21 protein-coding genes and 2 pseudogenes are annotated in these 26652 nt (G+C 64.1%); 10 read left to right on the forward strand and 13 right to left on the reverse strand.

Features of this window, described 5'->3' with window-relative positions:
- The 7 genes and pseudogenes from DEA8626_RS19480 to DEA8626_RS19510 form a co-directional block, all read right to left on the reverse strand.
- A partial coding sequence (locus DEA8626_RS19480; RefSeq protein WP_146188908.1) for a hypothetical protein occupies positions 1 to 194 on the reverse strand: 194 nt, incomplete at its 3' end.
- Positions 195 to 393: 199 nt separating this feature from the next.
- Positions 394 to 1293, reverse strand: coding sequence for a LysR family transcriptional regulator (locus DEA8626_RS19485; RefSeq protein ID WP_108854921.1), 900 nt, complete (start codon positions 1291 to 1293; stop codon positions 394 to 396).
- 194 nt (positions 1294 to 1487) lie between these two features.
- Positions 1488 to 1649: pseudogene (locus DEA8626_RS19490) on the reverse strand (integrase core domain-containing protein); the annotation flags it as partial.
- A gap of 248 nt (positions 1650 to 1897) precedes the next feature.
- Complete coding sequence (locus DEA8626_RS19495; RefSeq protein ID WP_108854922.1) at positions 1898 to 2941, reverse strand: succinylglutamate desuccinylase/aspartoacylase family protein; 1044 nt, start codon at positions 2939 to 2941, stop codon at positions 1898 to 1900.
- Positions 2941 to 3846 carry a 30S ribosomal protein S6--L-glutamate ligase gene (rimK, locus tag DEA8626_RS19500; protein WP_108854923.1) on the reverse strand — a complete coding sequence of 302 codons (906 nt, stop codon included), beginning with the start codon at positions 3844 to 3846 and terminating at the stop codon, positions 2941 to 2943. The genes DEA8626_RS19495 and rimK overlap by 1 nt, the downstream gene beginning before the upstream one ends.
- Entirely contained in the window at positions 3843 to 4355 is a 513-nt protein-coding gene (locus tag DEA8626_RS19505; protein WP_108854924.1) for an ATP-dependent zinc protease family protein, read from the reverse strand. The genes rimK and DEA8626_RS19505 overlap by 4 nt, the downstream gene beginning before the upstream one ends.
- Positions 4355 to 5737: a magnesium transporter gene (locus DEA8626_RS19510; protein WP_108854925.1), complete on the reverse strand. Its 1383-nt coding sequence runs from the start codon at positions 5735 to 5737 to the stop codon at positions 4355 to 4357. The genes DEA8626_RS19505 and DEA8626_RS19510 overlap by 1 nt, the downstream gene beginning before the upstream one ends.
- 107 nt (positions 5738 to 5844) lie before the next feature.
- Between DEA8626_RS19510 and DEA8626_RS19515 the strand changes: the two genes are divergently transcribed.
- The 7 genes and pseudogenes from DEA8626_RS19515 to DEA8626_RS19540 all read left to right on the forward strand — a co-directional run bounded on the left by DEA8626_RS19515 (position 5845) and on the right by DEA8626_RS19540 (position 11290).
- Positions 5845 to 6135, forward strand: coding sequence for a hypothetical protein (locus DEA8626_RS19515; protein WP_219929228.1), 291 nt, complete (start codon positions 5845 to 5847; stop codon positions 6133 to 6135).
- A 13-nt stretch (positions 6136 to 6148) separates the two neighbouring features.
- A pseudogene (locus tag DEA8626_RS21500) lies at positions 6149 to 6286 on the forward strand (integrase core domain-containing protein); the annotation flags it as partial.
- A 313-nt stretch (positions 6287 to 6599) separates the two neighbouring features.
- Positions 6600 to 7586, forward strand: a complete 987-nt coding sequence (locus tag DEA8626_RS19525) for a GT-B fold glycosyltransferase domain-containing protein (protein ID WP_108854927.1) — start codon at positions 6600 to 6602, stop codon at positions 7584 to 7586.
- 90 nt (positions 7587 to 7676) lie between these two features.
- Positions 7677 to 8216, forward strand: a complete 540-nt coding sequence (locus tag DEA8626_RS19530; RefSeq protein ID WP_108854928.1) for a dihydrofolate reductase family protein — start codon at positions 7677 to 7679, stop codon at positions 8214 to 8216.
- Between the two features lie 58 nt (positions 8217 to 8274).
- Positions 8275 to 9657: a trypsin-like peptidase domain-containing protein gene (locus DEA8626_RS19535; protein WP_108854976.1), complete on the forward strand. Its 1383-nt coding sequence runs from the start codon at positions 8275 to 8277 to the stop codon at positions 9655 to 9657.
- Between the two features lie 119 nt (positions 9658 to 9776).
- On the forward strand, positions 9777 to 9923 hold the full coding sequence (locus DEA8626_RS21185) for a hypothetical protein (protein WP_181366542.1): 147 nt from the start codon (positions 9777 to 9779) through the stop codon (positions 9921 to 9923).
- 80 nt (positions 9924 to 10003) lie between these two features.
- The gene (locus tag DEA8626_RS19540) at positions 10004 to 11290 is read left to right on the forward strand and encodes an O-acetylhomoserine aminocarboxypropyltransferase/cysteine synthase family protein (protein WP_108854929.1); all 1287 of its coding nucleotides are present in this window, start codon (positions 10004 to 10006) and stop codon (positions 11288 to 11290) included.
- A gap of 37 nt (positions 11291 to 11327) precedes the next feature.
- On the opposite strand, the gene DEA8626_RS19545 is transcribed toward DEA8626_RS19540, so the two are convergent.
- Entirely contained in the window at positions 11328 to 12029 is a 702-nt protein-coding gene (locus DEA8626_RS19545; RefSeq protein ID WP_108854977.1) for an SIMPL domain-containing protein, read from the reverse strand.
- A 159-nt stretch (positions 12030 to 12188) separates the two neighbouring features.
- Here DEA8626_RS19545 and DEA8626_RS19550 point away from each other — a divergent pair, with 159 nt between their 5' ends.
- On the forward strand, positions 12189 to 15257 hold the full coding sequence (locus DEA8626_RS19550) for a hypothetical protein (protein WP_108854930.1): 3069 nt from the start codon (positions 12189 to 12191) through the stop codon (positions 15255 to 15257).
- A 105-nt stretch (positions 15258 to 15362) separates the two neighbouring features.
- Here the strand turns inward: DEA8626_RS19550 and DEA8626_RS19555 are convergent, their stop codons facing one another.
- The 4 genes from DEA8626_RS19555 to hppD form a co-directional block, all read right to left on the reverse strand.
- On the reverse strand, positions 15363 to 15818 hold the full coding sequence (locus DEA8626_RS19555; protein ID WP_108854931.1) for a universal stress protein: 456 nt from the start codon (positions 15816 to 15818) through the stop codon (positions 15363 to 15365).
- 21 nt (positions 15819 to 15839) lie between these two features.
- A complete protein-coding gene (locus DEA8626_RS19560) occupies positions 15840 to 17693 on the reverse strand; it encodes a glycine betaine ABC transporter substrate-binding protein (RefSeq protein WP_108854932.1) in 1854 nt (617 codons plus the stop codon).
- 21 nt (positions 17694 to 17714) lie between these two features.
- Positions 17715 to 19286: a BCCT family transporter gene (locus DEA8626_RS19565; RefSeq protein ID WP_108854933.1), complete on the reverse strand. Its 1572-nt coding sequence runs from the start codon at positions 19284 to 19286 to the stop codon at positions 17715 to 17717.
- A gap of 354 nt (positions 19287 to 19640) precedes the next feature.
- Positions 19641 to 20735: a 4-hydroxyphenylpyruvate dioxygenase gene (hppD, locus tag DEA8626_RS19570; protein ID WP_108854934.1), complete on the reverse strand. Its 1095-nt coding sequence runs from the start codon at positions 20733 to 20735 to the stop codon at positions 19641 to 19643.
- Between the two features lie 118 nt (positions 20736 to 20853).
- Here hppD and DEA8626_RS19575 point away from each other — a divergent pair, with 118 nt between their 5' ends.
- Both DEA8626_RS19575 and DEA8626_RS19580 read left to right on the forward strand, forming a co-directional pair.
- Positions 20854 to 21327: an Lrp/AsnC family transcriptional regulator gene (locus DEA8626_RS19575; protein ID WP_108854935.1), complete on the forward strand. Its 474-nt coding sequence runs from the start codon at positions 20854 to 20856 to the stop codon at positions 21325 to 21327.
- An 8-nt stretch (positions 21328 to 21335) separates the two neighbouring features.
- Complete coding sequence (locus tag DEA8626_RS19580; protein ID WP_108854936.1) at positions 21336 to 23210, forward strand: cation:proton antiporter domain-containing protein; 1875 nt, start codon at positions 21336 to 21338, stop codon at positions 23208 to 23210.
- 401 nt (positions 23211 to 23611) lie between these two features.
- Here DEA8626_RS19580 and DEA8626_RS19585 read toward each other — a convergent pair whose 3' ends face one another.
- Entirely contained in the window at positions 23612 to 26650 is a 3039-nt protein-coding gene (locus DEA8626_RS19585) for an efflux RND transporter permease subunit (RefSeq protein ID WP_245890941.1), read from the reverse strand.
- Positions 26651 to 26652 lie beyond the last annotated feature (2 nt).

Here is a 26652-nt window from a genome sequence, read left to right on the forward strand (position 1 = left end):
GACGAACGCTCGCCGGTGCCGAACGTGTAGCGGACGCTGTCGCTCGAACGCGCCATGTTGCGCTGGGTTTCGATCTCGATGTCCGAGATGCGGTCATCCAGATCCCGGTCGCCGACCAGGGTCTGGGAGAAGGCCGGAGCGGCCAGAGCGAGTGCAACTGCGGTCGCGGAGGTGAATGTCTTGACGGGTCTCATACGCGTTCCTTTCCAACATGCGCGGCGGGCAACAGCACCCGACGCCGTTTCGGATGACGCTGAAATAGTGGGCCGCGGGTCATTCCGGTATTCCGCCGCGATGCAACCACCGGGTTCGTGCTATATATGTAACACGAATATTATTTATAGTTACGATGAGCAATGGTTATGCAAACTGAGGATTGGAGAAAAGCCAACCCTACGGCATGTTTAGATGCCGAAATTCAGCGACCTGCTCGTGCGTTTCTTGGTCCAATCCCGTAACAACCTGAGCGAGAACCCGCTCAGCGGCAGTGGCGATTTGCGGGTCAAGGTCTTCACGCAACACTGTCCAGGCCGGATAGGGGAAGGTCGGCATGTCTGGCACGGGGTACAACTGCCCAGAATCGCAATATCGCTTGGCGTATCGTGTTGGCAGATAACCGGCGTAATCCCGGCGCGATATGAACTCTGCCGCCATAGCTTCTAGAGAAAACGCCATTCCCTGATTGGAAAGATCAGGTAAGTTCAGACCGTGAAACTGGACGAATTCCGGACCCCAATCAATGAACAGATACCGGCCTTTCAGGTCCGAGCAAACAGGATCTGGCCATGAGGCAAATAGCGCTAGCTCCTCTTGCAAGAGCGGGCGGGCGATCAGGCCCGGTCGAAGCATGGGTGTATACATAAGTGCAATTTGAACGATGCCTTCAGTGAGCATGCGGGTCAGCCTGTCTGTCATGCCGAGCTCTGTTCGCAAAGACAGCTCGGGCATGACGATCCGAAGCCCATCAACCATCCGAAAACCCAGTCGCGGCCACAGCGAATATTGCGCGCCGATCGTCAGGCTTTTCTTGAATCCTTCGGGGATGACAACCTGCTGACGCGCCTCCTCCCAGATCTTTAGAATACTGAGCGCGTAATGCTCGAACTCGGCACCGGCCGGTGTCAGGAAGGCGCCGGCCTTGGAACGTGTGAAGAGCGGTCGACCAAGTATGTCCTCAAGCCGCTGTATCCGTAGGCTGACGGCGGATTGCGTGACTTGAAGGCGTTCCGCCGCGCCGCCGAACGAACTAGCTGCCGACACTTCGAGGAACGTCTTGATCAGTGCAATATCCATGCCGCTTGACTAGGTGATAAATTTGACTTTCACAAACCCGTCACGTGGTCGTCTCAATGAAATAGTTCGAGTTGGACTGATGCCGTCCATCAACTCACCGGGCGATGCTTCCTCGGGCAGGACCGGACGAGGCTGATCGGTCCGCGCTTGGGCTGACGTGCGGGAGTCTGACCTGCTCACCTGAGAGTTCTCGTTTATGAATTAGCTCTGTTCAGGTTTTGGCCTTCCTTTGACCGTTGGTAGTACTCCCGCGGGGTGAGCCCGTCGAGGCTCGAATGCGGGCGGTGGTGGTTGAAATCGTCGCGCCATGCCGCAATCAAGTCGCGGGCATGGCGCAGGGTCGGGAACGGGTGCTCTATCGCCGATGGCTCCTGAAAGTACCGCGGCAACCCTGCCCTTGGTGCGTTTGCGAGATATAGAAGACCGCGACATCGAGCGACCGCTCTCCCTGAGTGGAGCCGCTCTGTAAGCACCTTGCTGAAACCGTGATCGATCCGCATTTTGCGGCACTGATCTGTATGTGCAGACCTAGAGCAAGGCCGTCGACTGACAGCGGGCGCTCACCAAAGGCTTCAACGGCCGTTGCGCGAAGTCCTGCCTACGCTCAGATGATTTCGTCTTCGTCGAACAGCAAGTCATCCCCGAGCCCGGCTGTCAGAGTGTCAACGGCTGCCTCGGCGACGTCAGTCGCCTTGACTGTGCCAAGGTGAAAGATCGCGTCGCCCTCATTCACGATGGGAAGGACGGCGCGGCCGACGATAATACCGTCAGTTGGCGCCGTCATCGTCGTCTCTTTTTCACCAAACGGGTCTGAAACGGCCGCGAGCGTCTCGCCCGCTGCCACCACATCGCCCTCGGCGCGGAACGTCCTGATCAGGCCGCCCGCCGGCGCGCGGAGCCATTTGCTCGACATGCACAGCACCGATGTCGGCTTGGTCTTGGCAACACCCTTCGCGGGCAGCATGCCGGTGTGCCGCATCACCCGCAGGATTCCCGCCACTCCCGCGCGGACGGCCACTTCGTCGAAGCGTAGGCCCTCTCCCGCCTCGTAAAGCAGCATGTCGACATTGCGGTCGCGGGCTGCGCCTCGCAACGAGCCGTCGCGGACCTGCGAAGTGAGGATCACGGGCGCTCCAAACACCTTGGCGAGTTCCATCGTCCTGGCGTTGCCTGGCGCGATCCGGATTTGCGGCAGGTTCGTGCGATGGATGGCTGCGGAATGCAGGTCGATGCCGAGCTCGCACCGGGACACGACATCTGTCAGAAACAGATTTGCCAACCGCGCCGCCAGCGAGCCGCCTGCACTGCCAGGAAAGCAGCGGTTGAGGTCGCGGCGGTCGGGCAGGTAGCGGGAGTGGTTGAGAAAACCGAAGGTGTTGACGATCGGCACGGCGATCAGGGTGCCGCGTAGCCCGCCGATGGCAGGCAGCTTCAGAATCCTCCGGAGAATCTCAACTCCAATCACCTCGTCGCCATGGACGCCGGAGCTGATGAACATCACCGGTCCTTTCTTGCGGCCATGCACCACATGCGCCGACATCGTGACCGGTGTGTGATCCGACAGAACGCTGACTGGCAGATCAACGGTTCGACGCGACCCGGCGGCGATCGTCTCGCCCCCGAACGCGAACCCGGCCCGTGTCGCCATCACCCCTTGCCTTTCGTCCGCGTCGCACCAAGCTTAGCGTGCCTTTCGAGATGTTCGATTATCTTGCCCGCAATGTCGATCCCGGTCGCCTTCTCAACTCCCTCGAGGCCCGGCGAGGAATTAACTTCCATAACGACGGGTCCGTGATTGGAGCGCAGCATGTCTACTCCACAGACATTGAGGCCCATTGTCTTGGCGGCGCGGGTCGCGGTCACACGTTCCTCGGGCGTCAACTTGGCGATGCTGGCCGAGCCGCCGCGATGCAAGTTCGAGCGAAACTCGCCCGGGGCGCCGCTGCGTCTCATCGCGGCCACGACCCTGCCGCCGACGACGAGTGCCCGGATGTCACTGCCGCCCGCCTCCTTGATGAATTCCTGCACGAGAATGTTGACGCCGGCGCCCCGGAACGCCTCAATCACCGATTTCGCCGAGCGCTCGGTATCGGCAAGGACCACGCCGATGCCCTGCGTGCCTTCCAGGAGTTTGATCACCAGCGGCGCGCGGCCGGCGAGCTTCAGCACCTCTTCGGTCTGCTTGGGGTCATGCGCGAAGGTCGTGACCGGCAGGCCGATCCCCTCGCGCGCGAGAAGCTGGAGCGAACGTAACTTGTCGCGGCTGCGGCCGATGGCGACGGTTTCGTTCAGCGGATAGACGCCCATCATCTCGAACTGGCGCAATACGGCGAGACCATAAAACGTCACAGAGGCCCCGATGCGCGGGATGACCGCATCGTATTTCGGAAGCTTCTCGCCGTTGTAGTAGATTTCGGGCCGGCGAGACGCGATGTTCATGTAACACCGCAGGGTGTTGATGATGTCGAAGTCGTGGCCTCGCGCTTCGGCCGCCTCTTTCAGGCGTTGGTGGGAGTAAAGATTAGGATTCCGGGCCAGCATCGCGATCTTCATGAGCGGTTCCTTTCACGAAGCGTCTCGGTGGGTGGTTCATCGGGGTGACGGGTCAGGTAGGATCGGCCGCAATCCACCAGCAGGCGATGCCGACGGATCGCCGAGCGTCCGATGATGATCGGAAAGGTCATCTGGGTCCGGTCGGCCAGCGACACGTCGATCAGCCAACTTCGGCCGGCGATCTGCAAGGTGGTGCGAATGAAGATCCGCGGCACCGGCACGCCGCTGGTATTCCTGACCTCGCGCTGGTCATGGACGGGGGCGTGGCAAAGGCCCGGCTTCTTGCGGCCGATGCGCGGCGGCCGGAACTGGACCCAGAGCGCACCGTCCTTCTCGTACGTCTTGACATGGCTTGCATGCAGCGCCGTTGTCAGCGCGCCGGTGTCGATCTTGGCATGTATCTCGATCAGGCCGAGATCTGGGAGCGTCACGGTCTCGCGCCAGCCGATGACGGCAAGCTCGGCGCGGGTTTTTCGCTTGCGGGGCGCCTTCGTTGCGGACTTGTCCATCATCGCACCAGCAAGGGCATCATCAGGCTGGCGAGGCTCAGCACGAGGAAGAAACCTGCCATGTCGGTGATCGTGGTCAGGAGCGGACCACTCGCCACCGCCGGGTCCTGGCCAATGCGCTTCAGCATGAGCGGCACGACGCCGCCGATCGAGACCGCGATCACGGTGTTGAGCGCCAGGGCGAGGCCGATCACCAGTCCAAGCCAGGCGTTTTCCTTCCAGATCCAGGCCACGACGCCGATCAGGCAGCCGAGCGCCAGACCGTTGATGACGCCGACCGAAGCTTCCTTGACCCAAACCCGGAGCGCATCGGCGGGCCTTACCAGGCCGAGGGCCAGTTCGCGCATCGTCACCGCGACGGCCTGGTTGCCCGAACAGCCGCTCATGTCCGACACCATCGGCAGGAAGATTGCGATGGCGATCACCGCAGCGAGCGTTTCCTCGTAGGCGGCAATCACGCTGGCCGCGATAATGTTGAGGACGATATTGGCCGACAGCCAGGCGAGCCGGCGCCGCGACCTTATTCCAAGCGGCATCGACCGCAATTCGTCACCGACGATCCCCTGAAGCTTCAAATTGACGCCCTCGGCCTGTTCCAGGGCCGCCGCATCAACCGCCGACCGCGACAGGGCACCGACGAGCAGCCCCTGGGCATCGACGACGGGCAAGCCCAGAAACGGGTGTTCGTCGAAGATGTCCTGCAGTTCGAGGAGCGGCGTATCGGTCCTGACCGTCAGCGGCGGCACCATGATCGAGGATAGGAGCGCGCCGCGCCTTGCCGTCAGCAGGCCGCGCAGCGAGACGACGCCGACGGGCCTGCCGTCGACGTCGACTATGTAGGGATGTTGGCCGCGATAGCGTTCGAAATCCTCATCGCCGCTGACGAAGTCACGCAGGACGGCGCCGACGGTGGCGCTGTCGGGGAACGAGAACGCCTCGGCCACCATCAGGCCGCCCGCTGTATCATCGTCGTATTCCACGAGCCGGCGGACCTCCGCCGCATCGCCGGCGTCCATCCTGGCGAGGATCGCGTCGGCATCCTCGCGGTCCAGCTCGCCGATGAGGTCAGCCTGAACGTCCGAATCCAGCTCGTCGATGATTTCGGCCGCACGCGCTGCCGACAGCCGTTCGACAAGATCGGTCGCCATCGCGTTCGGCGCTTCTTCGATCAACCCGGCGGCGAGCTCCGCCGGCAGGAGCGACAAAACCGCGTCGCGGTCCCCGGCCGCAAGGTTCAACACCTCGCGCAGCGCATCGCTGAGCGGCAAGGGTTCCAGCAGCGCGGCGATGGCATTGGCATCGCCGGCGTCGACGGCGCCTTTGAGCCGGTCTTCCAAGTCGTCCTGCCGCTCTGCCAGGTCGATCGGTTCGCCTTGGGCCATGGGTTCCTCCGCAATCTGCCCGGAGCGTAGACTGCAATGTTTTTCTACCTATGGACAAACTATTTTTGTCTTTCTACCATTTACCTTCGGCATCGCGGGCATTTGGTGTGAATTCTGAGGCAATCGACAAAACGGCCGACACGCTTGCGGCCATGTATGTCGCCAGTTTCGGCGGAAAGGCGTCCGGGCGCTACCGGATCGCCCGAAAACTGATCTGCGGGCTGATGGGGCGTCGACGCCTCTATGCCGAGGATGTGCAGGAACTGACGCGCGCAGTGTTTGAACGGGGCTATCTTCTGATCGACATGGAAAGTTTCTTCGCGGTGCTCAGTGCGAACGCGTTCGTCAACTACCGCCGCGCCAATCGGGATTGCCTCACCAGTAGCGAACGTCAGTGACGACATTCTCTGCCGGTTCCGCAACGAGCGCCTCAACGAGCACATCTTCCCTACCCTGCGCCATGCCCGCCATTTCACTACGGCATGGCGCGACGACTACAGCCACCGCCGCCGGCACTCGAGCTTCGATAGGCACACCCCGCGGGAGTATTCGGCACTATGTATCAACCGCTCAGCCATCGCGGGCTTGGTGCGGTTGATACATAATGCTGCAAATAATCGTAGCGGCGGCTCTAAACGGGTTAGTAGTCGGAACAAGACCAAATCTAGAGTGAACAACAGCCCTATCCCTCTCTTGCCAAGGGAGAGGCCGAAAGTTCAAATTTCCCCGGCAGCACCATTTGTTCTCCCGACAACCGAACGATGTGGGCCCGCGTAGCTTTTACCCTTGCGACCGCGCCTCTATAGTGGCGCGCGACAAGGCGCGGGGTTGAACCTGCGCGGCACATCGGGCAGCCCGCGACATGGCGAAAATCCAACCCAACGTCTTCTGCATCGCACAGGCGGGCCGCCTGGGATACGAGGCGGTTCTGCTCCTCGCTTCCTTCCGCGCGGCCAATCCCGACTTCTCTGGCCGCGTGATCGTCGGCGAACCGCAGCCCGGCCCGCTCTGGACGGGCGACACGCGCCTCGCGCCCGATATCCGCGCGTTGATCGAAGGGTTCGGAGCCGAAATTCTGCCGTTCGAAAGCCGCCACTTCGGGCAGAATTATCCGTACGGTAACAAGATTGAGGGGCTATCAGTCCTTCCAGCGGGCGAGCCCTTTGTCTTTTTCGACACCGACACGCTCTTCACCGGGCCGGTCGCCTCGGTCGCGTTCGATTTCGATTGCCCCTCCGCCTCGATGCGGCGAGAGGGCACCTGGCCGGAGATCGAACTCTACGGACCCGGCTACGGCCAGACCTGGAAGTCGCTTTACGACAAGTTCGGACTCGATTTCGAAAGCACGCTCGACCTCTCGCAGCCCGATGAATACTGGCAGCGCTACCTCTACTTCAACGCAGGTTGGTTTTTCTACCGCTGCCCGCGCGAATTTGGCGGTCGCTTCCTCGACTACGCGCTCGCGATCCGAGACGACGCACCCGAAGAACTGGCCTGCCAGAGCCTCGATCCGTGGCTCGACCAGATTGCATTGCCGCTCGTCATCCATTCCTTCGGCGGTGGCCGCCCGGGACCGGAGCTCGACGGCCTCGACGGCGAGATAAGCTGCCACTACCGGCTCCTGCCGCTGTTATACGCGCGCGAAAGCGACGCCGTCATCGGGGCGCTGGAGGCGGTGGCGGCGCCCAATCAGATCAAGAAGGTGCTGAAGCAGTACGAGCCGATGAAGAAGCTCGTCTTCCAGAAGAAGGGACACCGGGTCCGCGCGCTATTCGACCAGAACGACCTGCCGCGCCGGGAACAGGCGATCCGCAACACGATCAAGCGCGCAGGCCTCTGGCTGCGCTGACGGTCAATGACGTCAGCGCCTGCCGGCGCCCCCTTGTCCCGCCCCGCCGCGCGCTTAATGTGTGTCAGCACAGCTGATCAGAGGGTCGGAATGACAACCGGGCATGTCTTCATGGCGATGAGCCTCGACGGGTTCATCGCCCGTGCCGATCACAGTCTGGACTGGCTGCTCAAGCACCAAATTGAGGGCGAAGACCACGGATATGATGCGTTCGAAGCCAGCGTGGACGGAATCGTCATGGGCAGCGGTTCCTTTCGGGCAGTCCTGAAGTTCGGAGAATGGCCGTATCGGAAACCCGTGATCGTTCTCAGCCAGTCTCTTTCCGATCGCGATGTACCAAAACACCTGTCCGACCGGGTGACCATATCGCGCAGCACCCCTTCGGACCTGATGCGCGAACGCGGGGCGAGCGGTTGGAGCCGAGTCTATGTCGACGGCGGTAAGGTGGTGCAGAAGTTTCTCCGCGACGGGCTGGTCGAGGACCTACGGATCACGATCATCCCCATCCTGATCGGGTCCGGGATCCGGCTCTTCGGTGAGCTTGACCACGATCTCGCTCTGGAACTCGTCGCGGCAAAGCCCTATCCTTCGGGTCTTCTCGGAACGCACTACAAAGTTTCCAGAAAATGATGACCCAGCACTGGAGCGCGCCGAATCCGGCATGAAAACAGGGCAGGATACGACCTTGATACGTCTCTCTCTCGCGTTTCTCGCGATTGCCGCCGGTCTGTTCCCGCTCGCCGCGTCGGCGCAGACTCAGGTGCCATCAGATCGCGGCGAGATCGCGTTGAGCTTCGCGCCCGTGGTCCAGCGCGCCACTCCAGCCGTCGTCAATATCTACGCGACCCGCATCGTCGCAGAGCGCCTCAGCCCCTTCGCCGGCGATCCCTTCTTCTCGCAGTTCTTCGACTTCGGCCAGGCTGTGCCCCGGGTGCAGAACTCGCTCGGCTCGGGCGTGATACTAAGTGCCGACGGTATTGTTGTCTCCAACCATCACGTCGTCGGCGGGGCGGACGATATCCGCGTCGTCCTCGCCGACCGGCGCGAATTCGCCGGGCGCGTGATCCTCGCCGATGCCTCGGCCGATCTCGCCGTGATCCGGCTCGAGGGCGCGGCCGGGCTGCCCGCGCTCGAGCTGGCGGATGCCGACCGGGCGCAGGTCGGCGATCTCGTTCTCGCCATTGGCAACCCGTTCGGCGTTGGACAGACCGTGACGTCAGGCATCGTCTCGGGGCTTGCCCGCGCGGGCGCGGCGGGGCGCGCCGGCTACTTCGTGCAGACCGACGCCGCAATCAATCCCGGCAATTCCGGCGGCGCGCTCGTCGATCTCGAGGGGCGGCTTCTCGGCATCAACACGTCGATCCTCACGCGTTCCGGCGGTTCGAACGGCATCGGCTTCGCGATTCCGGCCAACCTCGTCGCGCAATATGTCGCGCAGGCGCAGGCGGGCCGGACAGAGTTCGAGAGACCGTGGTCGGGGATCGACGTCCAGCCCGTAGACCAAAGCCTGGCCGAGGCGATGGGCCTCGCCGGGCCGGGCGGCGTCGCGATCCGCCAGATCCATCCCGAAAGCCCGTTCGCCGCGGCGCGGCTCGCCGCCGGCGACGTCGTCATCGCCATCGACGGGCAGCCGGTGGAAAGCCCGCAGGCGCTCGACTACCGGCTCGCCGTCCGGGGTCCGGGCGCGACGGCGCGCGTGACCTACTGGCGCGACGGCGCCTTTGCCGAGGCGGAGGTCGTGCTTGCGCCCGCGCGGGGCAGCGCGGGCTCAGAGTCGCTCCGCATCGCCGCGCCCAACATCTTCGACGGCCTCGCCGTCGCCGCGCTCGACCCCGCGCTCATCGACCGGCTGGGCCTGCCGCTCTCGGCCCAGGGCATCGTCGTCACCGAAGTCGCCGGGCGAGCCCGACGGACCGGGCTCAGGCCCGGCGACATCCTTCTCGCAGTCAATGACCGGCCCCTGTCGCGCCCGGCGGACCTGGCCGAGATCACCGCCCGGCCCGGCCGGTCCTGGATCGTCGAATTCATCCGCAACGGCGGGCGCGGAGTGATCCAGCTCTCCGGCGGTTGAACGCTGGTTCACGATTTCGTCCCGCGCAAGTGATCGTCGCTGCCGGGCAGTTGATGCCGGGTGATCGGCAAGCAGTGGCAGCATGGGGTGCAGACCTAACCTCAACCAAGGAGCTCGCCATGCGTACCGTCGTCGCACTCACACTCGCCGCCTTCACCATCGGCCTCGTCCCCGCCTGCACCGTCTCGAACGCAGAGGGATACGCCTTCGCCGCGAAGAACGCCCACCCGTTCGCCAAGCGGGGCAGCATCGGCCGCGATGACTAGATCGAGTTGAACCAGCCCCCGTTGCCGATGGTTCTGGCATGCCCTAACGTCCCCCGCGCAACACCGAACGGGAGACGACCATGGCCAGGACTTACGGTTTCGACACGCTGCAGATCCACGCGGGCGCCCGCCCCGACCCCGCGACCGGCGCGCGCCAGACGCCGATCTACCAGACGACGGCCTACGTCTTCCGCGACGCCGATCACGCTGCTGCGCTCTTCAATCTTCAGGAAGTGGGCTACATCTATTCGCGGCTGACGAACCCGACAGTCGCGGCCCTCGCCGAGCGCATCGCGACGCTCGAGGGCGGCCAGGGGGCGGTCTGCTGTTCCTCCGGTCACGCGGCGCAGATCATGGCGCTTTTTCCGCTGATGGGACCGGGCTGCAACATCGTCGTCTCGACGCGTCTCTATGGCGGCACGGTCACGCAGTTCAGCCAGTCGATCAAGCGCTTCGGGTGGTCGGCCAAGTTCGTCGATACCGACGACCTCGCAGCGATGGAAACGGCGGTGGACGACAACACCCGCGCGATCTTCTGCGAGTCGATCGCCAATCCGGGCGGCTACGTCACCGACATTCCGGCGCTTGCGAAACTGGCCGACAAGGTGGGTGTGCCGCTCATTGTCGACAACACCTCGGCCACGCCCTGGCTCTGCCGTCCGATTGAGATGGGCGCGACCCTCGTCGTGCACTCGACGACGAAATATCTGACCGGCAACGGCACGGTGACCGGTGGCGCCATCGTGGATTCCGGCAAGTTCGACTGGTCGGCCTCGGGCAAGTTCCCCTCGCTCTCCGAACCCGAACCCGCCTATCACGGGCTGAAGTTCCATGAGACCTTCGGGCCTCTGGCCTACACCTTCCATTCGATCGCCGTGGGCCTCCGCGACCTTGGCATGACGATGAACCCGCAAGGCGCGCACTACACGCTTCTCGGCATCGAGACGCTTTCACTCAGAATGGAGCGTCACGTCGCCAACGCAAAGAAGGTGGCGGAATGGCTCGAAAAGGATCCGCGCGTGGACCACGTGACCTATGCGGGCCTCCCGTCGTCGCCCTACTACGACCGCGCGCAGAAGCTCTACCCGAAGGGCGCGGGTGCCTTGTTCACCTTCGCGGTGAAGGGCGGCTACGACGCCTGCGTGAAGCTTGTGGATTCGCTTGAGCTGTTTTCGCATGTCGCGAACCTCGGCGACACACGCTCGCTCATCATCCACTCCGCCTCGACGACGCACCGCCAGCTCACGGCCGAACAGCAGGAAGCTGCGGGCGCGGCGCCGAACGTCGTGCGCCTGTCGATCGGGATCGAGGACTCCGACGACATCATAGCCGATCTCGACCAAGCGCTATCGAAGGCTACGGCATGACCGGCGCGGGCGTCCCGCGCAGGGGCACCCGGCAATCCTATTGGGCGATGGCGTAAACGATCGTCACGTCGGCGCCGATTGACAGTTCGCCACCCGCCACCGGGACGCCGCCGTCGCGCGCGAAACTGGCCTCCGCCATCATCTTCGGCTGCGGCATCATCGCCCCGCCCTCGTGGATCGACAGAATCGGACCGAGCGTCACACCCGCAGCGTCAGCGTAAAGCGCGGCCTTGCGCGCCGCCTCCGCGACCGCGCCGCGCCGCGCTTCATCCATGGCGTCCCGATCGTCCTGAAGCCCGAAGGCGAGCCCGTTGAGCGTATTGGCGCCATCGGACACGACCCGGTCGAGAATGCCTCCCAGCGTGTCGAGCGCACGCAACCGAACCGTCACCATGTTCGACACGGTGTAGCCCGTGATCTCCGGCGCCTCGCCGTCCGAGCTGCGGTAATTGTAGCGCGGACCGAGCGACAAGCCCGACGTCTGAATGTCGCGATCGTCGATTCCGGTCTCCGCAAGCCGGGTCAGCACTGCCGCGACCGCATCGGAATTCTCCGTCATCGCCGCGCTCGCCGTTTCCGCCTCGGTCGTGACACCGAGCGAGATCGTAGCCATGTCGGGGGCGGCTTCGACCCTGCCCTCGCCCGTCACGGTGATGGTCGCGGGCGGCTCTTGGGCGACCGCTGTGCCCTGCAACGCAAGCAACAGAACCGCAATCGCGGCAAGATTGGCAAATCGCATGAAACCCTCCTTGTGCTTCGACCGATCTTCGATTCTCTGACGCACGCCGCAAGCTGATCCTTGGCCACACACCTTTCCATGCGCGGAATTCTGCTTTAGGAGTGTTGCTTGATCCATGGCGGCTTTGGTGGGAGCCGCGAAGATGCTAACTGCCCCGGAATGAAACCAGGTTTCGCCCTCGATCTTTCAAATGATGGCCTTCGCCTGCTCGCTCGCCGGACAGCCGGCTGGGTGGAGCTTGGCCGTGCCGACTTCGCGGACCCCGATCTTGAGACGAAGCTTGCGGCGCTGCGCGGCAAGGCCGAAACGCTTGCGCCTGGCCGGGTGGCAACGAAACTCGTCCTGCCTGCGTCTCAGATCCTCTACACCGTGATCGACGCCCCCGGTCCGGACCGGGCGACACGCCGCGCCCAGATCGCGGCCGCACTCGACGGCCGGACGCCCTATGCGGTCAAGGACCTCGTGTTTGACTGGTCGCGTATCGGGCCCGAGGTCCATGCCGCCGTCGTGGCCCGCGAAACGCTCGAGGAAGCCGAGTCCTTCGCAGAAAGCCACGGCTTCAATCCGGTCGCCTTCGTCGCCACGCCCGAGCCGGGTCAATTCGCCGGCGAACCGTTCTTCGGCGAGGCCTCGGCCGCGGCCACACATCTGCCGACAGGCGATCGGCTCGACCGTGATCAGGATCCGGTGCACGTGATCGATGCCACGGACGAGGACGACACCGACGGAGACCCGCCACTGAGCGTGGTACAGGCAGAGGCGGCGCCCGAAGCGGAAGCGCTGCCCCCAGATGCGACGGAAGACATTGAACGCGCGAAAGACCCCTCCGTCACGGCGTCTGGAGTGGTGGGGGTGCGTGAGGTTTCCGAAGGCGTCAGTTTCGCGACCGAACCCGACGAGGACGCGCCTGACGAAGAACACGCCGAGGCACCCGCAGCCGATCCGGCCCACGAGCTCGAGACGACGGTCGCGGAAACTGAAGTCGTAGCCACAGAGGAGTCCTCCGCTGACGCCGCCGATACGGTGTCTAAACCAGACGGGACCGAGACCCCCGAGGAATCGCCCGCGCCGGAGACGTCAGCCATGGCTGACGCGGACGACACTGAGCCCGCGCCGCCGCTCGCCGCCTCCGCCGAACCCAACATAACTGCCGCTCTGCCACCTGACGACGATGACGCGCCGGAACCGGCCGAAGAGACTGCCAGCCCTCATCCAGCGGCGAAGAGCAAGGACGAGGAACCGGTTTCCGTCCAACCCGATGCCCTCGCGGCAACACTCGCACCGGGGACCACGCTGGAAGGGCTCGACGCTCCTTTCATAGCGATCGACGATCTAGACGAACTGGAAGACGCCCCCGTCCCGGCGCGCCCTTCTGCTCCGGCCTTCACGACGCACCGCCCGGAAGGCCCCGCTGTAGAGGTGACGTCGGACACAAGCAAGCACGAGTCACGCCTCACGCTCGCGCTTGCCAAGGCAGCCCCCCACCATGCCGACAAGACCGAGCCGGAGCTATCGGTGCACGATATCGTTCCTGCAGATCAGGGAGTGACGGCACCGGTCCTGCCCGTGCCGCGGCGCGCGCGCGACAACGAGTTGGACGAGAGCTCTCGCCAGAAGCCAAGCGCCCTTGCAGCGCGCGGCGTGCAGGCCCCGTTGCCGGAAGCGCGACACGGCACGCAGGCGCAACGCGGCACACCGGGTGGGCCGGTTCAGACCATGCCCGCCGCTCCGCAAAGCGCCGCGCCCGCATCCGCCGCGCCTGCTCCCTCGGTGTCGAGCCCTTCGGTCTTCGGCGCGACGCGCGGCTCCCCAGAAGACCGGCCATCGCTACTGACGCGGGGTCGCGTTCTGGCTACGATCCTCGCGCTTCTCCTTCTGGCGGTCGCGCTCTGGTGGATGTTGCTCGCTGGCCCGGCCGAGGAGGAGACGGTTGACCTGGCTCCTGCATCCGATCCCCCGGCTGCGCTGCCCGGAGCCGCACCGGAGCCCGAAGCCCCCGAAGTCGCCGTCTCTGACACGACCGCAACCGCGATTCAGCCCGAGGCCGGAACCGAGCCCGCCCCGCCAACCGACGAGTCCGCAGCCACGCAGCCCGGTGCCGTCGCCGACTCGAATTCGGAGACTGAGGCGGAAGTGCCCACCGTCGCGCCGCCGTCCGCAGAGACACTCTGGGACGATGCGCCGCAAAGCGCGACCGGGGAACCCGGACCAGATGCGCCGGGCGCCCCGACAATCGCGAGCGCGGCACCCGTTACGGAACGGCCCGATCCGCTCGTGCGCCCGGCCGCACCTGCTGATGTCACCGATGCGGCTCTCCGGCCTCAGCCGCTGCCGCCTCCATTCGGCACGACCTTCGAATTCCTGCCGGACGGCTCCATCCGCCCAACAGAGGACGGCGTCGTCACGCCGGGCGGCTTCACACTGATCGCGGGTCGCCCGCCCGTCGCCCCCACGCTGCGCCCCGGTTCGGCTGCCGAGCCCGCAGCCTTGCCCGCACAGGAGCCCGCACTGGAGCCTGAGCCTGACCCGGCCACCTCGGAGCTGGACACGACCGCACCGGCCGCCGCCGCGCCCGAAGTTCAGGGCGCGGCGCCCCTGCCCGACCCCGTCGATCCTGCACACGCCGCGAAGCAGCCCCGCGCGCGACCCGCCGTGGTTGTCGCGCGCGCCGCTGAGATGGCGGCCGAGGCCGAAGCGGCCCGGAAAGCCGAAGCCGAGGCACAGCGCGCGCTCGAGGAGGCCATCGCCAGCGCGACGGCGCGGGCCGTCGCTTCGTCGCAGCGCCCGAAGAGCCGGCCGAGCGGGCTCGCCCGCGCGGTTGACGATGCGGTGGCCACAGCCGTCGCTGAAAGCGTCGCCGCCTCGGCGGCAACCGCGGTGCAACCCGCGCCAGAGCCGGCGCCTGCACCGGCACCCGAACCCACTCCGCAGGCCGAGATCGACGAACCCGAACCAGTCGCCCCGACGCCGAACATCCCCACGACCGCGACCGTGGCGCGTCAGGCCACGATCAAGAACGCGATCAATTTGCGCGACGTCTCGCTGATCGGCGTCTTCGGCTCCTCCGCCAATCGTCGGGCGCTCGTTCGGTTACCCTCGGGCCGGATGATCAAGGTGAAGGTCGGCGATCGGCTCGACGGCGGCCAGGTCGCCGCAATCGGCGACAGCGAACTCTCCTATGTGAAACGCGGCCGAACCGTCGTGCTGAAGATCCTCAAGAGAGGCTGACAGCCTGCCGTGCGCCACCCGGGACGCGCCGTCCGGCGCGGAGCAGTCTCCCAGAGACCCTGTCTCTTCCCAAGGACCACGCTGAAGGCCATCAGGCGCCACCGCCTACATATCGCGCAGCACGTTCACCGAGCATTCGGCATGGCGCACTACCCGCGCGGCAGTCGGGCCGATCAGGTAGTCTTTTAGGGACGGCCGGTGCGCGCCGAGCACGATCATCGTAGCGCCGACATCCCTGGCGACATTCAGGATCTCTTCATATGCGGTACCATGCCGCGCGATGGTGCTGACCTTCATGCCGCTCGGGATGTGATCGGCCACGATCTCGTTCAGCTTCTCCAGAGCCTCCTTCACGATCGCCTTCAAATCGTAATCTTCAGACCCTCCGGTCTCGCCGCGGATCGCGTAGCGGAAATCGAGGCCTGAAAGGATATCCGGCACGACGGTCATGACGATCAGCTCGCCCTTTCGCGCCGTTGCCTGAATGACGCCCTCGGCGATCGTTTTCAGCCCGGTCTTCTGGTCCGCCAGGTCGATCGGAACAAGGATCTTATCGCCCATCTCAAGCTCTCCTTCCCTGTTTCAGCGGACGTCGCGACGCAAGTAGAGCCAGAACAGCCACACGAACATCAGGACGAGGGCTACGTTCAGGATAGAGACATCCGTAGAAGGGTTCATCGCCGCCGGCGGCGCGGGCAGGACAGGCGCGAAGGCCGAGGCGAGGGGCAGGACCGGGTCGATCACGTCGCCGCCCGATATGCCTGCGGCCAGCTCCAGCACGGTGCTGGTCGGCACCGGCTTCAAGGCCGGCGCCGCAGTGGCGCCCGGGCCTTGATCACCGATCGCTGCGTCGGCCGATCCGGGCGCAGGCCCGGCGATCACCGCCTGACTCGACAGTGTCTCGATCGGGACGAAGACGAGGTCATAGGCGCCCGACGGGATGCGGATCTGTCTTAGGAACGGATATTTCACGAGGTTCGCGCCCTCGGTCCAGCCCTCGATGGGCAGAAGCTTCAGCTCGGCACCGGCGAAGGCCTGCTTGACGACATTGCTGCCGATCGGGGCTGGGATCACCGCGACCTTGCCCTTCGCGTCGAGCTGGGCCAAGAGATCGCCCGCGCTCGCCGCATCGCTGGAGCTCAGCTCGGCCGAAAGTCCCAGCGCGTCCTTCAGGATCGTCCCGATCCGGTGCGACGCAGAGCCGTCCGGCCCCACTATCAGCGCTGTCGCCTCTGCAAGGGACCCGACGCCGTTGTCGCCCGTCGGGCTGACCAGATGGATCGCGTTCGACCCCACGGCGGCGAGGCTTTCGAACTGCTCGAACCGCACCGGTGTCGGGCCCGAAAGGTCGAAGAAGCTTTCCGCTCCCACCATGGCCAGCCGCGCATTGCCGTTCGTCACTTCGCCAAGCGGATCGTGGCTCGGGTCGATGGTCACCTCGCGGCCCACATAAGCCCGGCGGGCCGCGCGAAGCGCAGTGCCTGCGAGGTCGCTCTCGGCCAGAAGCGGCGAGGTCGCAATCATCAGCGGGTCTTCCGCCTCCACGGCGCCGGACGAGATCAGCCCGAGCCGTGCAAGCGCGTCCCGCGCCACCGCCTCCGGCGAACGGCCCTCGAGGTCGACGCGCCGGTTCAAGGCCTGCATTTCCTCGTTCGAGAACTTGCCGCCGAGCGCGTCGAGCGCACCGCCAAGCGCAGGGAACTTCGCCAGCGTAGATAGCCGCACGATCGGGGCAAGCTCATAGACCGGGAAGAACTGCAGATCGTCTTTCAGAAGCGTCAGCCCGTAGTCGGCGATCTGGCCGTCCGTCGTATAGACCTCGATCACGTCGACCTCGCCATCGAGAAGCTGATCGTAGAGCTCGCCGCGATCCGAAAGCGGGACCTCCTCGACACTCGCGAACTCGAAGCCATAGCGCTGGACCATCGGGCTGAGCCCATCCAAGGGGCGCGTCGAGAAATCGTCCTCGATCCCGAGCGTGAGATCGGCGCTGCGCCGCACCAGTTGCGACATATCGATCAGGCGAAGCTCCTCTACGCGGTCGGGGAGCATTGCGAGCCCGTAATTGTTCGCGAAGCCTACACGCTCGCGCCACGAGATACCCAATGGCTCGAAGATCTGTTTCACCCGCTCCGTCGCGGTATCGCCATCGGCGAGCGGACTCTGGCCGAGCATGACAAGGCCCGTGCCGTTGTATTCGGGATAAGCGTCGATGTCGCCGCGTTTCAACGCCTCGAGGATGGCAGGCGTGTTCTCGTATTCCACGACGCCTTCGACCGGCAGGCCCTGTTCCTCCGCCATCGCCGCCATCATATGGGCGAGAATCCGGCTTTCGCCGAAATTCTTCGCCCCGATGCGGATGCTGCCGTCATCCTCTGTGCAGCCGGAGAGCGTGACCGCGGCGGCCAGAACTGCGATGAATGTCCTTGCGAACATGATGCGCTCCTTTCCGCCCGGTTAAGATGTGGCTTCGCCGACAGATGGCTCGGCCCCCGCCGGGGCTCTGCCCTCGGCCTCGCCACGTGCCTCGATCACCTCGGGCTGCTTGATCTCCTTGCGGATCTCGCGCAGGAAACCGACGATCTGCAGTAGCACGATCACCGCGAAGGGAATGGCGCCTGTAATGGCCATCGCCTTGGCGACCGTCACCGACTCGGTCACCAGCGTCGAGAAGGTCAGGACGGCGATCAGGACCCCCCAGATCATCTTCTGAGTGACCGGCGGATTCAGATTGCCGTCCGTTGTCATCATCGACAGCACAAACGTCCCAGAATCCGCCGAGGTGACGAGGAAGATGAAGAGAAGTGCTGCCGCCAGCGCAGCCAGGATCGTCGAACCCGGGAAGTAGCCGAGGAACGCGAAGAGCGCGGCGAAGACATCCTCGAAGATGATCTCCTTCAGGCCGCCGCCGCCATACATTTCGATGTAAAAGCCCGCACCGCCAAAGGCCGCGAACCACAGCATCGAGAAGAGTGTCGGCACCAGCACGACACCGAAGATGAACTCGCGGATCGTGCGTCCGCGCGAGATGCGGGCGACGAAGATGCCGATGAACGGCCCCCAGGCGAGCCACCAGATGAGGTAAGTCAACGTCCAGCCCGAGGTCCAGCCCGTCAGCCCCTCGAACGGATAAAGCGTGAAGGACTTGGTGACGATCGCGCTGAAATAGCGTCCTATGGAATCGACGAAAGCCTCCATGATGAATTGCGTGGGACCGGCGAAGATCACCATCATCATGATCGCCACGGTCAGCACCATGTTGATATTCGACAGAATCTTGATTCCCTTGTCCACGCCCGTCGTCGCAGATGTCATGTAGGCCACGAACAAGGCCACGAGAATGATCATCGACATCGTGTTGTTCTGCTCGGTCCCGAAGGCATAGAACATGCCAGATCGAACGGCGAGCGCGCCCATGGCGAGCGAGCCCGCCAGCCCGAAGACGACCGAGATGACGCCAAGGATGTCGGCCACCTTGCCGACCGACTCGCCTGCGGGCCCCTTGAAGACGTGCTTGATCGGCGTCGAGATCATCGAGGCTTCGTTGCGGCGGAAGGTGAAATAGGCGATCACCAGCGCGCAGCAGCCATAGATCGACCAGGCATGCAGCCCCCAATGCAGATTGGTGATGACGAGCGCCTCGCGCGCCGCGGCCGCGGTCTCGCCCTCCATACCGGGCGGCGAGACGAAGTGATACATCGGCTCGGCCGCGCCCCAGACCAGAAGCCCTGACCCCATGCCGCCCGCGAACAACATCGCGATCCACGATGCGGTGCTGAATTCCGGCTCCTCGTCATCCTTGCCGAGGCGAATATGGCCGTAAGGTCCGAACGCCATGTACGCGCTGAGGATCAGGAATGCCGAACACATGGCCAGCCACATCCAGCCAGCGCCGTTCAGAAGGTAGCTCGTGAACGCCTGCGCCGAACCGGTCATGCTCGAAGGGCTGATCACACCCCAGACGCCGATCGCCAGACAAAGCAGCATGGCGACGATAAAGACGATGTTAAAGGATGCGCCCTTGAGCATTACGTCCCTCCCCGTTTTTTTGGAATTGGTCCCGTGGGGCCGTCGTAATTCCGCCAATCGAATGGTGAAAAGAAATCGCCGTCAAGGTTGACAATCGTTTGTTTTCTTTCGATGCGAATCGCCGCTGGTGCCGCCGCGCCGGTGCGGCGACGGCATCCTTCGAAGCCTTCGGTCGCGCGAATACTCATTGTCGAAGCGAACGCGGACGGCAGCCGCCGAGCTGTCGGCCGCCCGCCCGCTTGCCCTGCCAGGACAGTGTTCGGGCTGCGGCATTGCCTGCAATCGTCGTAACAAAACAATAGGCGCGCGCCGCTCCTCTCGGCACGCGCCCATCCTCCCAGCAGAACCGCCGGTTTACCCGGCTTTGAGAACGCCTCTTGCGATCTGGTCGGCCTCGATGGATTCGAAGAGCGCCTTGAAATTGCCCTCGCCGAAGCCGTCATCGCCCTTTCTCTGGATGAATTCGAAGAAGATCGGCCCAATCACGGTCTTGGAGAATATCTGCAGCAGGATCTTCGTCTCCCCGCCGTCGACCACCCCCTCGCCATCGATGAGGATGCCGTGTTTCTTCAGCCGTTCGATGGGCTCGTCATGGCCCTTCACCCGGTCGCGGCTCATCTCATAGTAGCTGTCCGGTGGGGCGGGCATGAACTTCAGACCGCGCGCGGCGATGGCGTCGACCGAGTCGTAGATGTTCTCTGTGCCGACCGCGATGTGCTGGATCCCCTCGCCCTTGTAGCGCTTGAGGTATTCGACGATCTGGCCCTTCTCGCCCCGGTCCTCGTTGATCGGGATACGTATGCGCCCGCAGGGCGAGGTCAGCGCCCGGGAGTGAAGCCCGGTGAACTTGCCCTGGATATCGAAGAAGCGGATTTCCTTGAAGTTGAAGAGATCGCCGTAGAACTTGAACCAGACGTCCATGTTGCCCTTGTGGACGTTGTGGGTCAGGTGGTCGAGATAGTAAAAGCCGACACCTTCGGGTTTCGACTGGGCAAGCCAGTCGAATTCCGCGTTGTAAGGCGACGTCTCGTAATACTGGTCGATGAAGTAGATGAGCGAGCCGCCGATCCCCCGGATGGCGGGCACATTCATGGTCTTGTCGTCGCCCTCGTAGGGTTCGGCTCCCTTCGCCACCGCGTGATCGAAGGCATGCTTCGCATTCACGACGCGCCACGCCATCGACGGCGCGCAGGGCCCGTGTTCTTCCACGAAGCGCGCGGCGAAGCTTCCTGGCTCCGCGTTCAGCACATAGGTGATGTCGCCCTGCTGCCAGAGCTCGACATTCCTCTCCTTGTGCGTCGCCGTTTTCTCATAGCCCATGCGAGCGAACAGCTCGCGCAGCGTCTCGGGCTCCGGATGAGCAAACTCGACGAACTCGAACCCGTCGGTGCCGGCGGGGTTCTGCTCCGTGATGGTGGATTTCGGGGCGGAATGAGGAAACGGACCCAATGGACAGACCTCCTGTGCGCGTTACATCAAGTTTACCGCACAGTTCACGCGCATGTTGCGCGTTTGTCGTATAAAATTGATATGCACGCGCGCAAATTGCGCGTTATGCTATAATCCCATGCACATTTCCCGCATCGCACTCGACGAAACCGACTCGCGACTGCTTTCCGCGCTTCAGCGCAACGCGCACCTGACCTCGCAGGAACTGGGAGAGGAGCTGAATCTCTCGCCTAGCCAGGCCGGGCGCCGGCGCCAGCGGCTCGAGGCCGAGGGACTGATCCAGGGCTATGCGGCGCGGCTCGATCCCCACCGCCTCGGACTTGCCGTCCAGGCCTTCGTTCAAGTCCAGATGACCCGCCATGGCCACGAGACGACCGCCGCCTTCTCGCGTCTTGTCGATGCGCAGCCGGAAATCACAAGCGCATGGACGCTGACAGGCGAAGCGGACTATCTTCTTAGAGTCTACTGCCAAGATCTCTCCAGCCTAAACCGGCTGATCCATCAGGTTCTGCTCGCCCATCCGGCGGTTTCCCGGGTGCAAAGCCAGATCGTGATGGACCAGTTCAAACCCGACGCCCCTTTGCCAACTTGATTGTTTGAATGGAAAGCTTCCTCTTTCAGGCCTCTCTCTACCTCGTCGCCGTGGTTGTCGCGGTGCCCGTGGCGTCGCGACTAGGGCTCGGCTCTGTTCTCGGCTACCTCGTCGCGGGAATCATGATCGGCCCGGTCTTCGGTCTCGTCGGATCAGAGACCAAGGATCTTCAGCATTTCGCCGAGTTCGGCGTGGTGATGATGCTCTTCCTCATCGGGCTGGAGCTAGAACCGCGTGCCTTGTGGAACATGCGCGAACGGCTTTTGGGGCTCGGCGGACTTCAGATCGTCGTGACCACTATCGTCGTCACCCTCGGAGCACTGGCCCTCGGCGAGGGCTGGCGGGTCGCGCTCACGCTCGGGATCATCCTGTCTTTGTCCTCGACCGCGATCGTCCTGCAGACGCTCAGCGAAAAGCGGCTGATGCAGACCGCGGGTGGCCGGAGCGCCTTTTCGGTGCTGCTCATGCAGGACATCGCGGTCATCCCGTTCCTCGCGTTTCTCCCGCTTCTGGCATTGCCCGGCGCGCGCGCACTCGCCAAGGCCGAGGCGGCCGAGGCGCAGAGGGCGCTTAGTTTCCTGCAAGAGCTGCCCGGCTGGGGAGTGACGCTTGTCACCCTCGGCGCCGTCGCCGCGATCGCGCTAGCCGGGCACTACGTCATCCGCCCGCTTTACGCCTTCGTCCACCGGGCGCGGCTGAGAGAGGTAAACACCGCGCTCGCGCTGATGATCGTCGTCTGCATCGCCTCGCTCATGCTGATGGTGGGCCTCTCGCCGGCGCTCGGCACGTTCCTCGCCGGCGTCGTCCTCGCCAACTCCGAGTTCAAGCACGAGCTTGAATCCGACATCGCCCCCTTCAAGGGTTTGCTGCTGGGCCTCTTCTTCATCACCGTGGGCGCAGGGATCGACGTCGAGGTCTTCTTCAGCCAACCCGTCCTGCTGATCTCGTTCACGCTCGCGCTAATGGCGGCCAAGGGCGCGGTGCTCTACGGCCTCGGCCGGCTCTTTAAGCTCAAAGGGCGCGACCAGTGGCTCTTCACGCTCGGTCTCGCCCAGGCCGGCGAGTTCGGCTTCGTTCTGACGGCCTTCGCGCTCAAGCAGCGCATCCTGCCCGACGCGCTGGCGCAGCAGCTCCTGCTCGTCATCGCGATGTCGATGTTCCTGACGCCGCTCTTCTTCATCCTGCACGATGTTCTCGCGCGGCGGATGAAGGACGAAGGCGCGCCGCAGAAGACGGACGAAATCGACGAGCAGCAGCCGGTGATCATCGCCGGCGTCGGCCGCTTCGGACAGGTCGTCAACCGCATGGTCACCATGTCGGGCTTCCGCACGACGGTGCTTGACCACGATCTAAAGGTCATCCAGCTTCTCCGCAAGTTCGGCTTCAAGGGCTATGTCGGCGATCCGACCCGGCCCGAGCTTCTGCGCGCAGCGGGCCTCGACCATGCGAAGGTGCTCGTCGTCTGCCTCGACGATCGCGCCGCCTCGGTCCGGCTCGTGACCTATGCCCGGCGCATGCGCGAGGACCTGCACATCGTCGTCCGCGCCCGCGACCGCGAGCATGTGTTCGAGCTTTACCGTGCTGGCGCCGACGACATCGTGCGCGAATATTTCGACGCGAGCCTCAGAGCGGGGCGCTATGTGCTCGAAAACATGGGCCTGTCGGAATACGAAGCGTCAGAGCTTCAAAAGACTTTCTACGCGCTCGACCGGACTGCGGTGCGCGACCTTGCCGAACTCTGGCGGCCTGATCTGCCCACCGAAAAGAACGCGGCCTACATCGCGCGGGCGCGCGAACTCAACAGGGAACTCGAGGCGGCCCTTCTCGCGCGTTTCGCCGAGACTCGCGAGGAAAAGGCCAAGCCCCGAGACGCGGCCGAGTAGCCATCGCCGCAGCCAGTTCGGTGCGAGACCAGCGTTCGGGAATTCGGTATCAACAGCGCAGGATGCGCGAGTGACCGGTTCGGGCCCGATCCACAGCCAGCATAACTTTGCTGCTTTGCTGCGCGCGCAGAACTTCCCTCGCCACAACGCCACTAAGCTCTACTCTGCCTCTCGGAGGAAATCGCGGCCGTTCAGACAAGCCGCAGCGACATCGAAACTGGCGATGCCGGGGTCTCGCAGATCAACCTGTTGTCGGTGCCGTCTGACTGAACGGCCGCGCTTGGTCCCTACTGCCCGGGCCTTTGGTACGGCGCGGCGGGAAAGTCAGACATCCTCGAATTCGGATCATTGCCCGGTGCGTGCTTCGCAGCACTAGCGACGCGTCGCTGTTCGCCTGACCCTCAAGTTGCCCGCTTCGGCTGATTTGCCCCCAGGACCGTCACCAATCCGCGGCGCACCCTCGCCTTGAGGCCATCCACGACGCTGAACACCGACGGGACGAAAAGGAGTGAGAGCACGGTCGAAAGAAGCAATCCGCCGATGACCGCAATCGCCATCGGTGCACGGAACTCGCCGCCCTCGCCCACCGCCAGCGCGCTGGGGACCATGCCGGCCGTCATCGCGATTGTGGTCATGATGATCGGGCGCGCGCGCTTGTGGCCCGCCTCCAGCATCGCCTGTCTGCGGTCCATCCCCGCGTTCATCGCCTCAAGAGCGAATTCGACGAGCATGATGGCGTTCTTGGTCACGATCCCCATCAGCATCAGGAAGCCGATGATCACCGAAAGGCCGATCCCAGCACCATAGAGGTATAGGGCGAAGATCGCGCCGCCGATGGCCAGAGGCAGGGACAGGAGAATCGTGACCGGCGTGACAAAGCTGGAAAACAGAAGCACCAGAACGACATAGACCAGAAGAATGCCGGCCCCCATAGCAAGGCCGAACTGCGTGAAGATCTCGCCCATGATCTCGGCATCGCCGCCCGCCTGGATCGACGTGCCTTCGGGCATGCTGAGTGCGACCGGCAGTGAGTTCACGGCTTCGGTCGCAGGTCCGAGAAGCGCGCCTTCGGCCAAATCGGCCTCGACCGTCGTGCGGTATTGCCGGTCATAGCGTTCGATGGAGGTCGGACCGGTCGAGAGCTGAACATCCGCGACGACGCCCAGGGGGACGGGCGCGCCGGTCGTGGTAGGGATGCGCAGTCCCGCCATGCGGAAGAGATCTTCGCGCACGTCCCGTTCCATCCGCACGATGATCGGGATCTGGCGCTCGCCGGTGTTGAACTTGGCCGAGCCCGAGCCCGTCTCGCCGATGGTCGCGATACGGATGGTCGAGGCAAGCGCCGCCGACGTCACGCCGAGTTCCGCCGCGACTTCAGCGCGCGGTGTGATCTGGATTTCCGGGCGGACAAGCGAGGCCTGGCTCGCGGCACCGGCGATCTCCGGCAATGCGTTCATCTGTTCGGCGAGCTCGCCGGCCGCGGCCGCCGTCGCCGCGATATCGTCGCCGAGCACACTGATGGAGATGTCGCGTGCGCCGCTTTCGTTCAGGACGAACAGGCGGACATCCGGCACGCCGACCAGGAGACTGTCGAGCTCGTCGATGATCTCGAACGAACTTCGGTCGCGATCGCCCTTCTGGCCGAACCCGATACTGAGATTGGCGGTCGTGTCGCGCCCGTCCACGAAGACGGTTTCGACCTCCGGGACCGTCGCGATGATGTCGGTCACCTCACGGGCGACGCTGCGCGTTTCGTCCATCAGCGCCCCCGGCGGCAGCTCGATCGAGACGCTGGCCCGGCCGGTGTCCGAGGGCGGCACGAACTCGGTCGGCAGGAGCGTCGCGGAAAAGATCGAGGCGGCGAAGATCGCGAGGCCCAGAATCAGCGTGACCGTTCGATTGCGGAGCGTCCAGTTCAGGATCCGCATGTAACTGCGCATCACGAAGCCGTCGCTTTCCTCTTCCGGCGCGATCCCGTCGCGCATGAAGTAAGCGGCCATCATCGGTGTGATCAGGCGCGCGACCAGAAGCGAGAACAAGACCGCGACCGCAACCGTCAGGCCGAACTGCTTGAAATACTGGCCCGCGATGCCGGACATGAAGCTGACCGGCGCGAAGACGGCGACAATGGTGAAGCTGATCGCGATGACGGTCAGGCCGATTTCAGAGGCCGCTTCCTCGCTGGCCTCGTAGGCCGGTTTGCCCATCTGGATGTGCCGGACAATGTTCTCGATCTCGACGATCGCGTCGTCCACGAGAATGCCCGTGACGAGCGTGATGCCGAGAAGCGAGACAGTGTTGAGCGAGAAGCCCAGATATTGCATCACGATGAATGTCGGAATGATCGACAAGGGCAGCGCCACGGCCGTGATGATCGTGGCGCGCCAGTTCCGAAGGAAGAGGAAGACCACGAACACGGCGAGCGCCGCGCCTTCGTACAGCGTATCCATCGCCGAGTGATAGTTGCCCTCGGTATAGATCGTGGCATCGTCGATCAGCGAGAACGTCGCGTTCGGATACACGGCGCGGATCTCGACAAGCCGCTCCTTCGCATTGTCACCGGCTTCGAGATCGCTGGCACCAGTCGCGCGGAACACGCCGAAGGCGACGACCGGCTCGCCGTTGTACATCGCGAAGGACTCGGGCTCGGTCGCGCCTTCCTTCACGACCCCCAGATCGTCCAGCCGGACCGTAGTGCCGGCGGATGTGGTGATCGGGGTCGCGGCAAGTTCCGCGATCGTCGAGGCGCTGCCGAGCGCCCGGATCGAGTATTCCTGCCCGGCCAGATCGCCGCTGCCGCCGCCGAGGTCGATGTTGGTCTGGCGAAGCTGGTTGTTGACGTCCGAAGCCGCAAGCCCAAGCGCGAACAGCCTGTCCGGGTCGAGCTCAACTTCCACCGCCTGATCCGCCCCGCCAATGCGGGAGACCTTTCCAACGCCGCCCACGGTGGTCAGTTCACGGGCGACCACCTCGTCCACGAAATAGGAAAGCTCCTCGATCGACCGTGTCGGGTCGGACACCGCGTAGGTCAGGATCGGCATGCCGGTGACGTCAAGCCGCTGCACATCTGGCTCGGTGATGCTTTCGGGCAGGTCGCCACGGACTCCCGCCACAGCGTCCTTGATGTCATTCAGCGCACGGTCGGTGTCGGTCTCGATTTCGAACTCGATAGTGATGCTGGCAAAGCTGTCGGTTGCCGTGGCCGAGACGTGGCGCACCCCGATCACGTCCGAAACCGCACTTTCGACGGGTTTGACGATCTGGTTGGCGATCTCGGAGGGCGCAGCACCGGGCTGGCCGATGCCGACCGTGACGATGGGGATGTCGATGTTGGGAAACTGCGTAACCGGGAGACGGAAGAATCCGACCAGGCCGGCAACGAGAAGCACCAGAAAGAGCGCAAGCGACGGAACGGGATTGCGGATAGCCCAAGTGGACATGT

It is taken from the genome of Defluviimonas aquaemixtae (assembly GCF_900302475.1).
GTDB classification, from domain to species: domain Bacteria; phylum Pseudomonadota; class Alphaproteobacteria; order Rhodobacterales; family Rhodobacteraceae; genus Albidovulum; species Albidovulum aquaemixtae.